This is a genomic window from Microbacterium sp. NPDC090225 (assembly GCF_044772365.1).
In the GTDB taxonomy this organism is placed as follows: Bacteria; Actinomycetota; Actinomycetes; order Actinomycetales; family Microbacteriaceae; genus Microbacterium.
This window is the reverse complement of the sequence record NZ_JBIVYS010000002.1, coordinates 403,588-421,618: the sequence shown is the minus strand read 5'-3', so window position 1 is coordinate 421,618 and position 18,031 is coordinate 403,588. Positions and strand designations below refer to the sequence as shown.

At 68.7% G+C, this 18,031-nt stretch carries 14 protein-coding genes; 6 read left to right on the top strand and 8 right to left on the bottom strand.

Annotation, left to right across the window (positions count from 1 at the left end; all coding sequences use genetic code 11):
* Positions 1-49: 49 nt before the first annotated feature.
* Positions 50-1,510: a DUF222 domain-containing protein gene (locus ACIQTT_RS15945; RefSeq protein WP_402792234.1), complete on the top strand. Its 1,461-nt coding sequence runs from the start codon at positions 50-52 to the stop codon at positions 1,508-1,510.
* Between the two features lie 130 nt (positions 1,511-1,640).
* Here ACIQTT_RS15945 and ACIQTT_RS15940 read toward each other — a convergent pair whose 3' ends face one another.
* Complete coding sequence (locus ACIQTT_RS15940) at positions 1,641-2,921, bottom strand: glycosyl hydrolase (RefSeq protein ID WP_402792231.1); 1,281 nt, start codon at positions 2,919-2,921, stop codon at positions 1,641-1,643.
* A 50-nt stretch (positions 2,922-2,971) separates the two neighbouring features.
* Positions 2,972-4,006, bottom strand: a complete 1,035-nt coding sequence (locus ACIQTT_RS15935) for a LacI family DNA-binding transcriptional regulator (protein WP_402792228.1) — start codon at positions 4,004-4,006, stop codon at positions 2,972-2,974.
* Between the two features lie 128 nt (positions 4,007-4,134).
* On the opposite strand from ACIQTT_RS15935, the gene ACIQTT_RS15930 reads away from it, so the two are divergent.
* From ACIQTT_RS15930 to ACIQTT_RS15910, 5 genes are read left to right on the top strand one after another with little or no spacing between them, the layout of a single operon-like run.
* On the top strand, positions 4,135-5,418 hold the full coding sequence (locus ACIQTT_RS15930) for an ABC transporter substrate-binding protein (RefSeq protein ID WP_402792225.1): 1,284 nt from the start codon (positions 4,135-4,137) through the stop codon (positions 5,416-5,418).
* A gap of 34 nt (positions 5,419-5,452) precedes the next feature.
* On the top strand, positions 5,453-6,385 hold the full coding sequence (locus ACIQTT_RS15925; RefSeq protein WP_402792222.1) for a carbohydrate ABC transporter permease: 933 nt from the start codon (positions 5,453-5,455) through the stop codon (positions 6,383-6,385).
* A 19-nt stretch (positions 6,386-6,404) separates the two neighbouring features.
* A complete protein-coding gene (locus ACIQTT_RS15920; RefSeq protein WP_402792219.1) occupies positions 6,405-7,256 on the top strand; it encodes a carbohydrate ABC transporter permease in 852 nt (283 codons plus the stop codon).
* Positions 7,257-7,270: 14 nt separating this feature from the next.
* Positions 7,271-9,637: a glycoside hydrolase family 3 protein gene (locus ACIQTT_RS15915; RefSeq protein WP_402792216.1), complete on the top strand. Its 2,367-nt coding sequence runs from the start codon at positions 7,271-7,273 to the stop codon at positions 9,635-9,637.
* The gene (locus tag ACIQTT_RS15910; protein WP_402792213.1) at positions 9,625-10,911 is read left to right on the top strand and encodes a glycoside hydrolase family 125 protein; all 1,287 of its coding nucleotides are present in this window, start codon (positions 9,625-9,627) and stop codon (positions 10,909-10,911) included. The genes ACIQTT_RS15915 and ACIQTT_RS15910 overlap by 13 nt, the downstream gene beginning before the upstream one ends.
* A gap of 100 nt (positions 10,912-11,011) precedes the next feature.
* Here ACIQTT_RS15910 and ACIQTT_RS15905 read toward each other — a convergent pair whose 3' ends face one another.
* The 6 genes from ACIQTT_RS15905 to ACIQTT_RS15880 all read right to left on the bottom strand — a co-directional run bounded on the left by ACIQTT_RS15905 (position 11,012) and on the right by ACIQTT_RS15880 (position 18,028).
* Positions 11,012-11,464: a hypothetical protein gene (locus tag ACIQTT_RS15905; RefSeq protein WP_402792210.1), complete on the bottom strand. Its 453-nt coding sequence runs from the start codon at positions 11,462-11,464 to the stop codon at positions 11,012-11,014.
* 270 nt (positions 11,465-11,734) lie between these two features.
* Complete coding sequence (locus ACIQTT_RS15900) at positions 11,735-12,853, bottom strand: substrate-binding domain-containing protein (protein ID WP_402792207.1); 1,119 nt, start codon at positions 12,851-12,853, stop codon at positions 11,735-11,737.
* A 59-nt stretch (positions 12,854-12,912) separates the two neighbouring features.
* Entirely contained in the window at positions 12,913-14,268 is a 1,356-nt protein-coding gene (gene mmsB, locus ACIQTT_RS15895) for a multiple monosaccharide ABC transporter permease (RefSeq protein ID WP_402792204.1), read from the bottom strand.
* Positions 14,265-15,785 carry a multiple monosaccharide ABC transporter ATP-binding protein gene (gene mmsA / locus ACIQTT_RS15890; protein WP_402792579.1) on the bottom strand — a complete coding sequence of 507 codons (1,521 nt, stop codon included), beginning with the start codon at positions 15,783-15,785 and terminating at the stop codon, positions 14,265-14,267. Before mmsA ends, mmsB begins: the two co-directional genes overlap by 4 nt.
* A gap of 153 nt (positions 15,786-15,938) precedes the next feature.
* Positions 15,939-16,970, bottom strand: a complete 1,032-nt coding sequence (locus ACIQTT_RS15885) for a LacI family DNA-binding transcriptional regulator (RefSeq protein WP_402792201.1) — start codon at positions 16,968-16,970, stop codon at positions 15,939-15,941.
* A 113-nt stretch (positions 16,971-17,083) separates the two neighbouring features.
* The gene (locus tag ACIQTT_RS15880) at positions 17,084-18,028 is read right to left on the bottom strand and encodes a 4-(cytidine 5'-diphospho)-2-C-methyl-D-erythritol kinase (RefSeq protein WP_402792198.1); all 945 of its coding nucleotides are present in this window, start codon (positions 18,026-18,028) and stop codon (positions 17,084-17,086) included.
* Positions 18,029-18,031: the final 3 nt, after the last annotated feature.

Below are 18,031 nucleotides of genomic sequence, written 5' to 3'. Positions count from 1 at the left end.
TTCTTCGTCCATATGTTCGAATGTCGGTGGGGTGTGGTGGGCTGTTCTCATGACGGAAGTACTCGATGCGACGGACTCCCAGACGGCGATGATCGCCGATCTGGTGGGCTCGGTGCGGGCGGTCGAGGAGACGATCGCTCGGTTGTTCGCGGTGCGTGACGGGATGCTCGCGGTGGCCTCGCGGGTCGCGATCGATATCGCGCGGCAGGCGGCGCATCCGGATCACGGCGATATGGCCTTGCGGGCGGTCGCGGCGGAGATCGGGGCGGCGGTGCGGGTGAGCGACCGCACGATCGAACGGCGGATGGACGAGGCGTCGTGGACGGTCGAGCGATTCGTCGAGGTGTGGGCGGCGCAGGGCGCGGGGCGGATCAGTGCCGCCCACGCCCGGGTCATCGTCGACGCGGGCGCGCATCTCGACGACCCTGCCGACCGGGCGCGGTATGCGGCGCGCGCGGTGGAGGCGGCGGTGGTCGAGTCGCCGAACAGGTTGCGGCGGGTGGCGCGGCGGATCGCGGAGCAGTACCAGGCCCGCACGGTGACCGAACGTCACCAGGATGCGCGGGAACTGCGGCGGGTGTGGGTGAAGGACCTCGACGACGGGATGGCAGAGCTCGGGATGCTCGGCCCCGCCGTGCTCGTCCACGGCATCCACGACCGGCTCACGCGGATGGCGCGCACGATCACGCTCGAGAACGGGCGGGCTGGGCAGGCGGCGAAGCCCGGGACCGCGCCGGCGCCGAGGCCGATGTCGCTGCCGGCCGCTCCCGACGCGGATGCTGCGGCGGATATCACCGACGCCACCGCAGGCGTGGGTTCCGATTCCCGCACGATGGATCAGTTGCGCGCCGACCTCCTTGCCGACATCGCACTCACCGGCGCGCCGACCGGGCACGACACCGAGGCGGGACTGCTCGGCGAGATTCGCGCACGGGTCGAGGTCACCGTCCCCGTCTTCACCCTCATGGACGACGACACCGGCGGCCACAACGGCGGCAGCGCCTCCGGCGCACCCCCGGCAGAGCTCGACGGCCGCTCCCCCATCGACACCCGCACCGCACGCCTCCTCGCAGGCGACGCGACCGGATGGGAACGGGTGCTCACACACCCGATCACCGGCGCACTCCTCGCCGTCGACCGCTACCGCCCGTCGGATCAGCTCACCCGACACCTCCGGGCTCGCGATCAACGCTGCCGCTTCCCCGGCTGCAACATCGCCGCACGACGATGCGACATCGACCACACCCACGCCGCGTCCGACGGCGGTGAGACCTGCGCCACCAACCTCGCGCACCTCTGCCGACGACACCACACGCTCAAACACCACTCGCGGTGGCGTGTCGAACACGGACGCCCCGGCGAGGACGACGTCGGGCCCGATCGCGAGGGCGGAGAAACGGACGAGACCCCCAGAACCACCGGCGACCTCGTCTGGACCAGTCCGACTGGAACGACCTACGTCGACCGACCGCCCGAACAGAACACGGTCAGGTTCACCGACCGCAAGTGAATCGCTGCCCTCACGCGCACGGCCCTCACGCGTACTGTTCTCACGCGCACGGCCCTCAGGCGTACTGTTCTCACGCGCACGGCCCTCACGCGCCGCCTTCAGCGGGCGCTGCCTTCAGCGGGCGCTGCCTTCAGGCGCGCTGCGCGACCTCGACGACGGTGTCGATTCCGCGAGCGGCGAGGGCCGCGGCGTCCTGAGCGATGCGCGAGGTGACCACGGTCACGGGCACGCCCTGCTCCCGCAGCTCGTGCCAGCGCTCGAACACCCGTCCGCCGGGGGCGAGGTCGGTGCGGGAGAGAGGAAGGTCGTCGCCGTCCACGTCGATCACGACGCCCACGGTCCTCGGCACAGCCGGAGAGTCACCGGCACCCGCAGCCTCCGCCCGCGCGCCCGCGACCAGCTCCGCGAATCGCCGCCCCAGCGGCTTGACGACGTTCTCGGTGTCGAGCAGTCCGAGCGAGTACTCGAGATCCTTGTAGTCCCCGAGCGAGCGCGACACGTCGTGCGAGCACCACCACGTGATGCCGTAGAGGCTCTCCGTGGTCAGCGCCGCCTCGACCGTGCGCGTGGCGAACTCGGGCATCTCGTCGTCTGCGAGGTTCATCGACGGCGCTCCCACCTCCTGCAGCCACACCTTGCGCTGCGGATCGGTCGCGAACGCCTTCGAGAGCTCGATCATCCACTCGGCGTGGCGAACCGACGGCGACGAGAGGCCGCCGTAGCGCGCCGCGGTGCCGTTGAAGATCCAGGAGTGCACCGTCGTGACGTCACCGAGACGGGACGCGTGCTCGGGCAGGAACGGATGCCCGTCGCGATACCAGAGGTGGTCGTTCTCGCTGTGCGCGATGAGGTGACGCGGGTCGCGATCGCGCGGCGCACCCAGCAGGCTCTCGAGCCAGTGCGTGATCTGCGCGCTGTCGGCGGGCATCGCGGCGGGGTTGGGCAGCTGGAACTGGTTGAGCTCGTTGCCGAGCGTCAGACCGATGAGGTTCGGCTTGTCGCGCACCGTGTCGTAGACCGCGGCGACGAGCGCCGCCTGCGCCTGGATCGCCTTCTCATCGGTGAACATGTTGCCGTCGTGCCAGTTGACCAGCCACGCCGGCACGAAGTCGAAGCCCGACATGTGCCCCTGGATCACGTCTACAGCGATGTCGAGCTCGAACTCGGCCGCGATGTCGGCGACGAGAGCGATGTCGTCGAGCGCCTTGCGGCGGATGAGCGTCCGGTTGGGCTGGAGCACGGGCCACAGCGGGAACACCCGCACGTGGTCGAGCCCCAGCCCGGCGAGCGCCTCGAAGTCCGCGCGCACGACATCGGCGTCGATCCCCATCCACTGGAACATCCAGTCCTGGGAGGGGGTGTAGTTCGCTCCGAAACGCGGTGTGTCAGCACGTGGGGTGTTGTCAGTCACTGATCTGTGGTCCTTCTCGATCGTGGGCAGGAAGTATCCGGGTGCGCGGGTCATGCATCCGTCGGCGCCGGGCCGCTCGACTCGCGAACGATCAGGCGCCGCGCCGACACGGTCTGCGACTCGACGTCCCCGCCGTTGACGAGCTGCGCCAGCAAGGAGACGGCGGTTCGGGCACTCTCCTCGACGGGGGCGTCGAGTGCGGTCAACCGCGGACGCACCAGGCTCGAGACCCAGGAGTCCTCCCACGCGATCACCGACAGCTGCTCGGGCACCCGCACGCCGATCTCGGGCGCATGCGCGACGATCTCCGCCGCGAGCGCCTCGCTGTCGACGAGCAGAGCCGTGGTCGCTCCGGCGCGCGCCAGCAGCTCGGCCACCGGATCGGACGCCTCGCGCTCCCAGCGCAGGACGAGCGGTGTCATTCCGCGCTTCTCGGAGGCATCCATGAATCGGCGATCACGGTCGCGGGCATGCACGAGACCGGGCGAATCGCTCACGCGAGCCACCACGCGGTGGCCGAGACCGTGCAGGTGCGCGAGCACCTCCTCGTACGCGGCATCGTCGTGCACGGTCACGGCCGGCACGACGTCGTCGACGGGTGCTCCGAGCAGCACAGCGGGCGCACCGAGCTCGCGAACGAAGCCGATGCGGGGGTCGTCGTCGCGGAGGTCGACGAGCAGGAACGCGTCCACGCGCTGCTCGCTCCACCACTCGCGGTAGACGCGCTCCTCGTCGTCGGCGCGCACGAGGGTGAGCGAGAGCGACCATCCGATCTCGGCGAGAGGTTCGGTAAGGCCCGCGATCAGTCGCATGAAGAAGGGATCGCGCTCGAATGTGTCACCCGAGCGGGCGATCACGAGGCCGAGGCTGCGTCCGCCCTGACCGCTCACCTTGCGACTCGCGTAGTTGGGGCGCCAGTGCAGCTCGTCGGCCGCCTGACGGATGCGCGCAGCCGTCGCCGCCGACACGTTCGGACGCCCGTTGAACACGTGCGACACGGCGGAGGGAGACACCCCGGCGCGCGCGGCCACCGCGGCGATCGTCGCGCGGGCGGGCTTCTTCTCGTTCATCACCTTCTCGCTCACACCACCGAGATTAGGGTGTTGACCGCCCGTTGTAAAGCGGTATACATTAATCGCACGTTGACGTGTACCGCTTTACAAGAGCGCCGCGACATCATCCATCCGTAGCACTGCAGCTCTCAGGAGGGCTCATGACCGAAGGCATCAGCAGGCGCACCTTTCTCGGGGCGGTGATCGGAGGTGGCGTGATGATCCCCCTGCTCACCGGATGCGGCCCCCTCATGCCGACATCGAGCGCGGCGGGCTCCATCTCCGTGCACACCCAGCTCAGCGGCGCCGTCTCGGGCGCCCAGGTGTTCTCGGATGTCGTCGCCGCCTACTCGCGGGCGAACGATCGGCCCGTCGCCCTGCTGAAGAACGGCTCCGACCTGCCGATCGTCTTCGAGACCAGCTCACTGGCGGGCAAGGAGGCCGACATCGCGATGGTCAACCTCCAGGGCCGCACGCTCTCCTGGACCCGCCTCGGTGCCACCATCCCGGTGCAGCACCTGCTCGACGAGTGGGGCCTGCGCGACAAGATCATCCCCGAGGCGCTCGAGGAGTGGACGGATGCCGAGGGCAACCTGCGCGCGTTCCCGTTCACCCGCACCAACTGGCCGGTCTCCTTCAACACCGGGCTCCTCGACGAGGCCGGCGTCGGCATCCCGACCACCTCCGACGAGCTGATCGCCGTGGCCGACGCGCTGCGCTCGAAGGGCATCGGGCCGGTGACCGTCGGCGGTTCCGACTGGAGCGGCCAGAAGATGTTCCTGCAGATCCTGCAGGGCTTCCTCACCCGCGACGAGGCGAAGACGGCGTTCTCCTCCGGCAAGCTGTCGGAGTTCCCGGGCGCCGTGGCCGGCGTCGAGCACTTCGTCGAGCTGCGCGACGCGGGCGTGTTCGTCGACAACGTGCAGGGATACACGTCCGACTCCGAACTCACCCAGTTCAACACCCGCAAGGCGGCGATCGTCCCGGCGATGTCGTCGGCCCTCGCCCTCGTGCCCGCTGAGCGCGCGGCCGAAGTCACGGTCGGCGGCTGGCCCGCCCCGTCGCGCGGTGGCGTCGTCGCCCATCCCACGGTCATCCAGAGCTTCAACGGCCACGGCATCTGGATCAGTGCGAACGGCGCCGAGAAGCTCGATCTGCTCAAGCCCTTCATCCAGAACCTCTACACGCCCGAGGTCACGAGCGAATTCATCCTCGGCTCCGGCCGCGACATGAGCCGGATCACCGATGTGGTCAGCCGCGACTTCCCCCTCGTGGCGCAGGCGTCGCAGCTCACGACCGATCAGGTCACCCCGGTGATGCTGCCCGACCTGCTCATCCCCGACGCCGTCTTCGAGCCGATGATCCGCGCGACCGCGATGGCCTACGGCCGAGCATCCGCCGACCAGATCATCGACACGTTCGAGAAGGCCTACGCCGCGGCCTGAGGGCCCGAGAGGACACCATGCCCGAGAGGACACCATGACCGCGCTCGCCCCCGCCCCCACCACCGAACAGCTCGTCACCGCCCTGCCCCCGAACCGGCGTCCCCGACGCTCGTCGTTGCGCGAGCGGTTCCCCGGCCTCGCCCTGCCCGCGCTCATCTGGTACGCCGTGTTCATGATCGGACCCGTGGTCGCGATCTTCGTGATCTCGTTCCTGCGCTGGCCCGGGATGCTCGAGACCCCGACCTTCGCCGGCTGGGACAACTTCCGCGCGGTGTTCTCCGACGCGACCTTCTGGGCCGCGCTCGGCAACTCCGCCATCCAGATCGTCGTCGGCCTGCCGATCATGATCGTCCTCGCGTTCCTGCTCGCGTTCTACGTCGTGCAGAAGCCGCGCGGCCACCGCGTGCTGCGCTACCTGCTCTTCATCCCCGCTCTCATCTCCGCCCCGGCGACGGCGATGGTCTTCTACGCCATGCTCAACCCGGACGGCCTGATCAACGGCATCCTCGCTCCCCTGGGCCTGGGAGGGAACGCCTGGTTGGCCGACCCGAGCACGGCGCTCGGGGCGATCATCGCGGTCGAGCTCTGGAGCGGCATCGGCTACTCGGCGGTGCTGATCGCCGCACGCCTCGACGGCGTCGACACCGAGATCGTGCAGGCCGCCCGCGTCGACGGCGCCGGCGACTGGCGCGTGGCCTGGCGCATGTACTGGCCGATCGCGCAGGACTTCATCGGCGTCGTGACGATGCTGCAGTTCCTGTCGCTGCTGTTCAACTCGGCCCAGACCGTGCTGCTGCTCACCCAGGGTGGCCCCGGCACCTCGACCATGACGCTGTCGTACCTCATCTACAGCAAGGCGTTCGTCGAGACGAACCTCGGTTACAGCCAGGCCGTCGGCGTCATCCTGTTCATCCTCGGACTGCTCGGCATGTGGCTGATCCGCCGCACGCTGCGCGCGACCCACTGACCGGACGAAGGAGCAACCCATGGCATCACGCACCGTCCTCCCCCTCCGCGATCGGGTCGGATCCCTCACGAGCGGAACCCTCGCCTGGCTGTACGCGGCCATCCTGATCATCCCCTTCTATTACTTCATCACCTCGTCGTTCAAGACGAACGAGGAGATCTTCGAGTCGCCCCTCGCGCTCCCCTCGAGCTGGGATTTCTCGAACTTCGAGACCGCGATGCGCCAGGCCGATCTCGGCCTGGCGGTCGCGAACTCCGCGCTCACCACCGTGGCGGCGCTGATCCTCACCCTTCTCCTCGCCCTCCCCGCCGCGTTCGCGCTGGCCCGCGCGACGGGCCGCATCGGCCGCATCATCGAGACGGTCTTCAGCCTCGGCTTCCTCATCCCCTCGTTCGCCGCCCTGTTCCCGACCTTCCTGCTCGCGGCGTCGCTCGGCCTGTTCCACACGCGCACGTTCGTGGTGCTGCTGCTCCCGGCGACCGCTCTCCCCCTGTCGATCGTGATCCTCACCGCCTTCATGCGCACCATCCCGCGCGAACTCGAGGAAGCCGCGTCCATGGACGGCGCGACCACGCTGCAGGTGCTGCGACAGGTGTATCTGCCGATCTGCATCCCCGGCATCGCGACCGTGCTGCTGCTGAACTTCCTCTCGTTCTGGAACGCCTACCTCTACCCGCTCATCCTCATCGGCCCCGACACCGCCCAGCGCACGATCCAGGTGGCGCTGCCGACCCTCAAGGTCGACGCGGGAACCGACTACGGTGTGCTGATGGCCGGAACACTCCTGACCCTGCTGCCCGTCTACCTCGTCTACACCGTGCTGCAGAAGCAGATGCAGAAGGCGCTGGTCTCCGGGGCGATCAAGGGATGAGCGGCGATCGCGGGATGAAGACCTCCGCTTCGCTCCCGCTGCGCGAACGGGTCGGCCAGATCAATCAGCGCCTCAAGGGCTGGGAGGCCGTGCGCTGGGTCGACGGCGCCCCCCGCATCACCGACGTCCTGCGCCGCGAGGTCGATCGCTGGGGCGGGATCGGCGCGATCTACGGGGTGCTGCGCGCCGACCCGTGGTCGCAGGTGCGCTGGAGCAACGGCATCCCGCCCGAGCGCAGCGCCGAGGCCTACCTGGCCGTGCAGGAGCACATCGTCACGCACGGCGCGGGCCTGCCGACGCTGTTCGTGGAGGAGGTGCCGCACGGCCTCATGGCTCTCGGCGGCACGACCCTCCCCGTCAACCTGGCACTCGGCGCGGGCATGGATCCCGACCTCACCCGGGAGCTCGCGGCGCACGTCGCGGCCGAGACCCGGGCGCGCGGCACGCACGTCGCGCTGGTGTCGGGGCTCGACGTACTGCGCGACCCGCGCTGGGGCCGAGCAGAGGAGTGCTTCGGCGAGGATCCCGCGCTCGCCGCCCTGCTCGTCGAGGCGACGGTCCGCGGGATGCAGGGAACGGATGCCGCGGCCCCGGGCACCCGGATCGCCACGAATCGGACCGCCACGGATCGCATCGCCCCCGACCGCGTCGCCGTCGTCGCCAAGCACCTGGCGGCGCAGGGCGCGGGCATCGGAGGCCGCAACGGCTCCGGCGCACCGATCGGGCGCCGGGAGCTGGGCGAGATCCATCTGCGCCCGGCCTACGCCGCCGCACGCGCCGGAGTCGCCGGCTTCATGGCCGCGTACAACGACATCGACGGCATCCCCTGCAGCGCGAGTCGCGAGCTGCTGACCGGCACCCTGCGCGAGGACTGGGGCTGGGACGGCCTCGTGATGGCCGACGGCACCGCGATCGATCGCCTGCGCGACAGCTCCCCCGATCCGGCGACGGCCGCGGCGATCGCGCTCGACGCGGGTGTCGATCTGAGCCTCTGGGACGAGGCGTTCACGCACGTCGAGGAGGCCGTCGAGCGCGGCATCCTCGATGAGGCGGTCGTCACGCGAGCCGCCGACCGCGTGCTCGCCCTCAAGCACCGGCTCGGTCTGCTCGGGGAGTCCGGCACGATCCATCCGGACGACGCCCCGCCGGCACCGCCCGTCGATCCGGAACGCGAGCGGGCGTTCCTCGCTCTCGCCGCGCGGGCCGCCGCGCAGTCCGTCGTCGTCGTGCACGACGCGGGGGCGTTGCCGCTTCCGCCTGTGGGAGATCCCGCGGATGCCGGCCCGGTGATCGCTCTCCTCGGACCGAACGCCTCCGACCTCGACGCCCAGCTCGGCGACTACACGCCCCCGCGCCCGACCCCTGACCCGACCTCCTCCACGGTGCGTTCCGCGCTCGTCGCGCGATACGGCGGGCAGCGGGTGCGCGTCGCTCAGGGCTCCACGCATCGCGGCGAACTCGACGATCCCGCAGCGGCCCGGGATGCCGTGCGCGCGGCCCTCGAGGGCGCCGACGTCGCGCTCGTGGTACTCGGCGGAACGAGCCGCCGCGGCTACGACGACGAGTTCGCCGACAACGGCGCGATCGATGCGCCGGCCCCCGACACCACCAACGGAGAGGGCGTCGATCTCGCGCGCCTCGGGCTGCCCGACGCGCAACTCGCGCTGCTCCGTGCGGCCCGTACGTCGGACGCCGCGCGGGTGATCGCGGTCGTGATCGATGGACGCCCACGTCCGCTCGACGACGTGATCGCGCTCTCGGATGCGGTGGTCCTCGCCCCCTTCCCCGGCCCCGGCGGCGGAGAAGCGATCACCCAGGCCCTGACGACCGGCGTGGGCGGAGGCCTGCTGCCGGCGACGCTCCCCTCCGCCGACGGAGTGCTGCCGGTCGCGCACGACGAGCGCCGCGAGACCGCGCGCGGCTACCTCGATGCACGCCATCCCGCCGGCGCACTCTTCGGCACCGGCACACCGGCGACGGTCGAGGTCCGCGTACGTCCCACCGATCCCGTCGAGTCCCGCACCATCTCGACCGCCGCTCTGAGCCGGGGCGAGCGTCTCACGGTCCTCGTCGACGTCGTGAACTCCTCGGCATCCGAGGTCTCCCTCGCCGTCCCGCTCTACGGGCGTCGGCACGAGCGCGGCATCCGTCCGCGCCGTCGCACGCTGCTGACGGTGACGCGGGTGACCGTCGCCGCGGGAGGCCGTACCACCGCCTCGCTCGACCTCGACCTCGACGCTCTCGGCTCCTGGGCCGGCGGCCGCCCCGAGGCCGTGCCCGCCGAGATCGTCGCGTGGACGGCATCCGCGCACGATCCCATCGACGACGCGCTCACGATCCGCATCACCGACGAGGAGGGCCGCACCGGATGGATGAGCTGACGGCTTTCGCACCCGACGCCCGCACGCGGACTCTGATCGCGGACGCCGCCGACGGCGTGCGGAAAGCGAGCGGGCAGCGCATCGGCGACCTCGTGGAGGCCGCGCTGCTGCGCACGCTCACCGACACGGTGGGCATCGACCGGGACGGGCGGGTTTTCATCATCACCGGTGACATTCCGGCGATGTGGCTGCGCGATTCCACGACGCAGCTCACCCCGTACCTCCGCTTCCTCGACCGGAGCCCGCAGCTCGCCGACCTGGTCGAGGGCGTGGTGCGTCGGCAGTTCGGATTCCTCGCGCACGACTCCTACGCCAACGCGTTCAACGACGGTCCCACCGGCGCCCACTACGACCCGGACGACGTCTGCGACGACCCCGAGGTCTGGGAGCAGAAGTACGAAGTCGACAGCCTCTGCTACCCGCTCTCGCTGGCCCACACGCTCTGGCGGCGCACCGGACGCACGTCGGTGTTCGACGACGGCACGCACGCGGTCCTCCGCGTGATCGTCGATCAGCTCCGCGCCGAGCAGCACCACGAGGAGTCCGCCTACCGGTTCGAGCGCGAAACCGAGATCCCCACCGAGACGCTCCCCCGCGGCGGCCGCGGCTCTGCCGTCGCGCACACGGGGATGACCTGGAGCGGATTCCGCCCCTCCGACGACGCCTGCACCTACGGGTACAACGTTCCCGCCAACCTCTTCGCCGCCCAGGCGCTGCGCGCCCTCGCCGAGATCGCTCGCGAGGTGCTCCACGACGAGGCGCTCGCCGCCGACGCGCTCGCCCTCTCCGGCGAGCTGCGAGCCGGCGTGAGCGCGCACGGGATCGTCGACGGGCCCGATGGAGATCCGATCTACGCCTATGAGGTCGACGGACTCGGCGGCGTGCTCGTCATGGACGACGCGAACACCCCCTCGCTGCTGTCGCTCCCGCTGATCGCCCCCGAGGTGATCGACCGCGACATCTGGGAGGCGACGCGCCGCGTCGTACTGAGCCCCGCGAATCCGTACTGGTTCGCGGGTACCGCCCTCCGCGGCATCGGCAGCCCGCACACCCGCGAAGGGCGCGTCTGGCCGATCGCCCTCGCCGTCGAGGGCCTCGTCGGCGCTCCGGACGACCGCATCCGCCTGCTGCGCATGATCGCCGAGACGGATGCCGGCACCGGCCACGTGCACGAGAGCATCGACGTCGACGACCCCGCCGTGTTCAGCCGCCCCTGGTTCTCGTGGGCGGAGTCGATGTTCTGCGAGCTCGCGCTGCAGGTCGCCGAGGACTGAACGTAGACGCACGAATCGGACGTACGAACCGCCCGGGTCGGATGACCCGGGCGGTTCGTGCGTCTCGATGACGCTTTTGAGTCATCGATGGATCATAAGATCAGGCGGTGCAATTGGGGGCGCCCAGTGCGACCTTGGACAAGAAACCGGCGAGCGTGAACGGTCCAGCCCCCATGACGACGATGCCGAGCACCATTCCGCCCGCGGTCTTCCCGAGCCAAATGACGCATTGGACTTTATCCGCAGGCACGCTTGCCACTTCTCCATTTCCGGAGAGGCTGATGCTATCCACCTGCTGTCCATTGATGTATTTCTGAAGGTAGGACCCCTTGCAATCGCTGAGCGGTGCCCCGCTCGCCATGGAATACGATGACCCGTCGGTGCCGAGACAGATGTACTCGTATTGACCAGTTGACGCGGGCTGTACGGCAGCAGACGCAGGGGCCTGGACAGCGGCCGGTTCACTCTGTGCGCTGGCGGCGCTCGGCGCGACCAAGGTCGACAATGCGACGACGACGGCGGCCCCCCAGCCAATCAATGATTTCTTACTCATGATTCCTCCGATCTCACCTCTTTGTGCGGATCACCGCTTTCACCGCGGTTGACCATCGGTAGATTTCCAACCGGTAAAGCCTTTGTCAACCCGTCAAAAATGGGGAGAAATCCGGCGGCCGAAAATATCACCATGTGTACCGACATGGCACCCACGTATGAGGACAGAGCTCTTCCGGCAGTGAGTTTCCTCCACATTTGGCCCCGCCCCTCACGCCGACGAGCCGCCCACCCGGAGGGCGGACGGCTCGTCGTTGAATTCGGAGAACGCTTACTGGTACGACTCGACGATCTCGAGCAGGCTCGGAACGTTGGCGTACGCCTCGGCGGCGTTGTCCTTGGTGACGATGACCGGGTCGAGCAGGTACGAATCGACGATCTTGGCGCCGTTGTCGTAGGACTCGGTGTCGTTCACGTCGACATCTTCGCCCTTCTGCAGCTGACCGACCATCTTGATGGCCTGCGCCACGAGCAGCGTGGTGTCCTTGTTGATCGTGGAGTACTGGATGCCCTCCATGATCGACTTGACGGACTCGACTTCGGAGTCCTGACCCGTGACGACCGGAACCGGCTTGCCGGCCTGCTGCACCGAGGTGATGATCGCGCGGGCGAGCGTGTCGTTCGGCGACAGGACGCCGTCGATGACGGTGTCACCGCTGTACGAACCGGTCAGGAGCGTGTCCATGCGGTTCTGGGCGTTCTCGGGAAGCCATCCCTCGGTCGCGGTCTGAGCGATCGCGGTCTGACCCGAAACCACGTTCAGCGTTCCGTCGTCGATCTTGGGCTGGAGGACGTCCATCGCACCGTCGAAGAACACGGCCGAGTTGGCGTCCGTCGCGGCACCCGAGAAGAGCTCGATGTTGTACGGAGCCGCATGGCCCGCGTTCGCCTCGAGACCATCCAGGAGCGCCTGGCCCTGCAGCTGACCGACCTTGAAGTTGTCGAAGGCCACGTAGTAGTCGACGGCCTCGGTGTTCTCGATGAGGCGGTCGTACGCGATGACGTAGGCGCCGGCATCCTTGGCCGCCTGCACCTGCGTCGCCAGCTGCTTGCCGTCGTTCGCACCGATGATGATGACCTTGGCACCGTTGGTGACCATGGCCTGGATCTGGTTCTGCTGCTCGGCGACCGTGTTGCTCGACGGCGCGTACTGCACGTCGGCCTTGAAACCGGCCTCCTCGAGTCCGTCCGTGAACAGCTTTCCGGCGAGCACCCAGTTCTCCGACGTCTTGTCGGGGAGTGCGACACCGATCGTCGAACCCGCCTCGAAGCCGCTGGTGGCCTCTTCGCCGCCGGATCCGGTGTCACCGCCGCGCTCCGATGAGCAGCCGGTGAGGGCGAAGGCGCCCGCGACGACAAGCGCTGTCGCCGTAACAAGGATCTTCTTCATGTGATCTCTTTCTCTGGTGTGTGAAGGCCTGAACGCGCGTGGGCCACGCGATCCGACCCCTACTTTCCGCTCGTCTTGTCGACGGGTGGGGCTTGGTAGGTCTTGTTGGGCTCGAAGGTCTCGGTGGCGGGATCCACCTGACGGCCGAAGCGGCGGGTCATGAAGCCGATGATGGACGGCCGACCCTGCTGCTTGTTCCAGACGTCGATGCCGACGGCCAGGAGGAGCACGATGCCCTTGACCATGGCGACGACGTCCGAGCCCTGGCCGAGCAGGGCGAGGCCGTTGTTGAGGAAGGCCATCACGAGTCCACCGATGATCGAGCCGATCACGGTTCCGATACCGCCGGCGACGGCCGCGCCACCGATGAAGACCGAGGCGATCGCGTCGAGCTCCCAGCCGGTTCCGTCGTTGGGGCCGGAGGCCTGCGAGCGGGCGACGAAGATCATGCCGGCGAGGGCGGCGAGCATCGACATGTTCATCATGACGAAGAAGTCGACCCAGCGGTCCTTCACGCCCGACAGACGAGCGGCCTGACGATTGCCACCGACGGCGTAGATGTGACGGCCGAAGACGGTCTTGCTCGTGATGAAGGTGTAGACGATGACGAGGGCGAGGAGGATCAGCCCCGGAACGGGGAAGCTCGTGCCGGGACGGCCGGTGGCGAACATCCAGGCGGCGACGAGCACGACGAGCGACAGCAGCACGACCTTGGTCACACTCACCCAGAGGGGCGCGCTGTCGGAGCCCATCTTGTGCTGGACGCGCCGCGTGCGGATCTCCCAGAAGACCAGCCACGCGACCGCGAGCAGTGCGAGGAGCATCGTGGGCACGTTGAACGGCAGTGGCAGGCCCACCTCGGGCAGATATCCCGTTCCGATGATCTGGAAGCCCTTGGGCACCGGGATCGTCTGCGAGTCGCCGATGAGCTGCTGCCAGCCGCGGAAGAGCAGCATGCCAGCCAGCGTCACGATGAACGCAGGCACTCCGACGTACGCGACCCAGAAACCCTGCCAGGCGCCGACGGCGGCACCCACGGCGAGTCCGAGGAGGATCGCGAGTGGCCAGGGCAGACTCCAGTCCTGCATGGACTTCGCGACGATGATGCCGGTGAACGCGGCCACCGACCCGACCGAGAGGTCGATGTGGCCCATGATGATGACCATCACCATGCCGATCGCGAGGATCAGGATGAACGAGTACTGGTTGATGACGTTGATCAGGTTGCCCGAGGTCAGCGTCGCCCCGCTGGGACCGTTGCGGATGAGCGTCAGGATCTCGAACAACACGATGATGACGATCAGGCTGCCGAGGATCCCGAACTGGCGGAGGGTCGAGGTGCCGCCGCCTCCGAACATCTTCGTGATGTCCTTGAAATGGAATCCGCTCTTCGCGGGGGTGGATTCGGTGGTCATGCGGATGCTTTCTGAGTCGCGGAGGTCATGCTGCGCATGAGTGCCTCGGGTGTCGCCTGGTCGGCCGGGATGCAGTCGGTGACCCGACCTTCGAAGACGGTGTAGATGCGGTCGGAGATGCCGAGAAGCTCGGGTAGCTCGCTCGAGATGACGACGACGCCCTTGCCCTGCGCGGCGAGCTCATTGATGATCGCGTAGATCTCGTACTTCGCTCCGACGTCGATTCCGCGAGTCGGTTCGTCGAGGATGAGCAGGTCGGGGTCGGTGAACATCCACTTGGCGAGGACCACCTTCTGCTGGTTACCTCCGGAGAGCTTGCCGACGCCCTCCTCGACGGAGGGGGTCTTGATGCGCAATGCCTTGCGGTATTGCTCGGAGACCGCATACTCGGCGCGCGAATCGACGACGCCCCGCTTGGCGATCTTCGAGAGCTTGGCGGCGACGACGGATCGCTTGATCGTGTCGAGGAGGTTGAGACCCAGCGCCTTGCGGTCCTCGCTGACGTAGGCGAGGCCGTGCTTGATCGCCGAGGCGACGTCGGGGAGCGAGATCTCCTGGCCGTCCTTCACCATCGTTCCGCCGAGGAACGTGCCGTAGGAGCGGCCGAAGATGCTCATCGCGAACTCGGTGCGCCCGGCGCCCATGAGACCGGCGATGCCGACGACCTCGCCGCGGCGCACGTTGAGGCTGGAGCCCTTGACGACCATGCGCTCGGAGACGGTCGGATGCTGCACCCACCAGTCCTTGACCTCGAAGAAGACCTCGCCGATCTCGGGTGTGCGGTCGGGGTAGCGGCTCTCGAGGGAGCGTCCGACCATGCCGCGGATGATGCGGTCCTCGTTGATCTCGCCGCGCGAGATGTCGAGGGTCTCGACGGTGCGTCCGTCGCGGATGATGGTGATCTCGTCGGCGATCTGCTCGATCTCGTTGAGCTTGTGGCTGATCATGATCGACGCGATGCCCTTGGCCTTGAGTCCGAGGATCAGGTCGAGCAGGTGCTGCGAGTCGTTCTCGTTGAGTGCGGCGGTCGGCTCGTCGAGGATGAGCAACTTGACGTCCTTGTTGAGCGCCTTGGCGATCTCGATGAGCTGCTGCTTGCCGACGCCGAGGGTCTTGATCTGCACGTCGGGGTCCTCGTTGAGACCCACGCGGGCGAGCAGCTCGGTGGCGCGCTTCGTCTGCGCCTGCCAGTCGATCGTGCCGAAGCGGCGGATCTCGTTGCCGAGGAAGATGTTCTCGGTGACCGAGAGCTCGGGGATGAGCGCCAGCTCCTGGTGGATGATCGCGATGCCGGCGGCCTCGCTCGCCGCGATGTCCTTGTAGCGCTGCTCCTCGCCGTAGAGCAGGATCTCTCCGTCGTAGGTGCCGTACGGGTACACCCCCGACAGCACCTTCATGAGCGTCGACTTCCCGGCACCGTTCTCGCCGCAGATCGCATGGATCTCACCGGCGCGGACAGTGATCGAGACGTCGGCGAGAGCCTTGACCCCCGGGAACTCCTTGGTGATGTTCTTCATCTCCAGGATGGGGCCAGACACGGTAGGCAACGTTGCTGTGGTGCTCACGGATCTTCCTCGCGACGTGCGGTCACCTTCGATGTGACCGTTCACATTGGTACATACAACTCCGGCATACCGGGCCTGTCAAGTCCGGCGCGAGTTTTCGTGTCGCTACCGTGACCTGCGCGGCGCGTGCGGCCCCGCGGACTCGCGATCGCGCACCGTGGTCTGCACGGGCCCGAACTCCGGAGCCTCTTCCCCACGGATCTGCGCGAGCAGGATCTTCACCGCGCGACGCCCCAGTTCGGGGAAGTCCTGGTGCACCGTGGTCAGGGTCGGCGCCACGTGCGCGGCCACCGGTACGTCGTCGAACCCGACGACGCTGATGTCGTCGGGTACGCGCACCCCGGCATCGCGGAACCCGTGCATGAGCCCGATCGCCATGAGGTCGTTCGCCGCGAACACCGCCGTGAAGTCGCGCCGGCGCGACAGCTCCTGCCCCGCGAAGTAGCCGAAGTCCGCCGTCCAGTCGCCGCGGATCGGCGGGAACGTCGGCAGGTCGGCCTCGCGCAGTCCGTCGAGGTACCCGCGCATGCGCGACTCCGCCTCGATCCAGTCCTGCGGACCGGCCAGATGCAGGATGTCGCTGTGCCCGAGACGGATGAGGTGTTCGGTCGCGGCTCGCGCACCGGCGACCTGATCCGCCGACAGACTCACCCCGTCCGATCCCGAGGCGGTCTGCAGCGTCACGAACGGGAAGTCGACCGCCATCCCCCGCAGCACGTGGAACACGCGCACCTGCGGGGCGAGCACGACGATGCCGTCGACCTGCTCTCGCGCGAGCTGACGCACCGCGCTGCCGATGGCCTCGGGCGTGGTCGCCGCGAGATTGAGGGTCGAGACCGAGTACCCCTCCTCGCGCGCGGCATCCTCGATACTGGCGATCGACGAGGTCGGCCCGAACTCCCCGATCGTGGCCGAGAGCACGCCGAGCATGTTCGATTTACTCGTGACGAGCGCACGGGCAGCGAGGTTCGGGCGGTAGTCGAGCACCGAGATCGCGTCGAGCACCTTCGCCTTCGTCTCGGGGCGAATGCTCGGATGATCGTTGAGCACACGCGAAACGGTCTGGTGCGAGACGCCGGCGAGACGGGCGACATCGCGGATGCTGGGCATCCGGGCGCGCTCGGAGGCAGTGGACATCACGGCCTCCTTGCATGTGCACCCTTATGTGCACGGTCACATCGTACGTACATTATGACCCTCGGCGCGCAAAAGCGCCTAGCGCGAGGGCGGAGCACCGGTCGGGAATCGGGTCAGACGAGGATGCGCGCGCCCGGCACAGGGCCGTGCACGTGGAGCGCCTCGCGACCGGCCTGCTGCAGCGAGGTCTGCACCGCCTGCGCCGACTCCGGATCGCCGCACAGGAGGGCCACGGTGGGCCCGGAGCCCGACACGATGCCGTGGAGCGCACCCGCGCGGATGCCGCGCCGGATCGTCTCCTCGAGGTCGGGGCGGCGGTGCACCGCCGCCGCCTGCAGATCGTTGTGCAGGCTCGCCGCGAGCTGCACCGCATCACCTGACCGGAGCGCCTGCAGCACGGGGATCGGCACGTCGAGGCTCAGCGGCGGATCGTCGGCGAGCGCCCCCTCCTCCTCGCGGAGCAGATCGAGCTGCTCGTATACGACGGGGGTCGAGAGGCCTTCGTCGCTGGTGACGAGCACCCAGTCGAACCGGCCGCGGGCGAGCGCCGGGTTGAGTTGATCGCCGCGTCCCGTTCCGACGGCGGTGCCGCCATGCAGGGCGAAGGGCACGTCGGCCCCGAGACGCGCGGCCAACTCGTGCAGCCGCGCGGGCGAGAAGCCGGTGCCCCACAGCGCATCGCACGCCACGAGGGCAGCCGCGGCATCCGCCGATCCCCCGCCCATGCCGCCGGCGACGGGCACGCTCTTGCGGATCTCGAGCGCCACACCGCCGTGGTAGTCGGCGGCGGCGGCGAGCAGCTTCGCCGCGCGCATCGCCAGGTTGCGGTCGTCGAGCGGAACGGCATCCGCGTCGCCGCCGATCCCGTCCGCTCCCCTGACCGTCACCGAGAAATCGCCGGCCGCGCGTGCGATCACGTCCTCGTACAGCGACACCGCCTGGAAGACGGTCGCGAGGGCGTGATACCCGTCGTCGTGGCGCCCGCCGACCCCGAGGAAGACGTTGATCTTCCCCGGGGCGCGGACGTGCACCCGATCGACGGACGCGGCAGAGCTCATCGG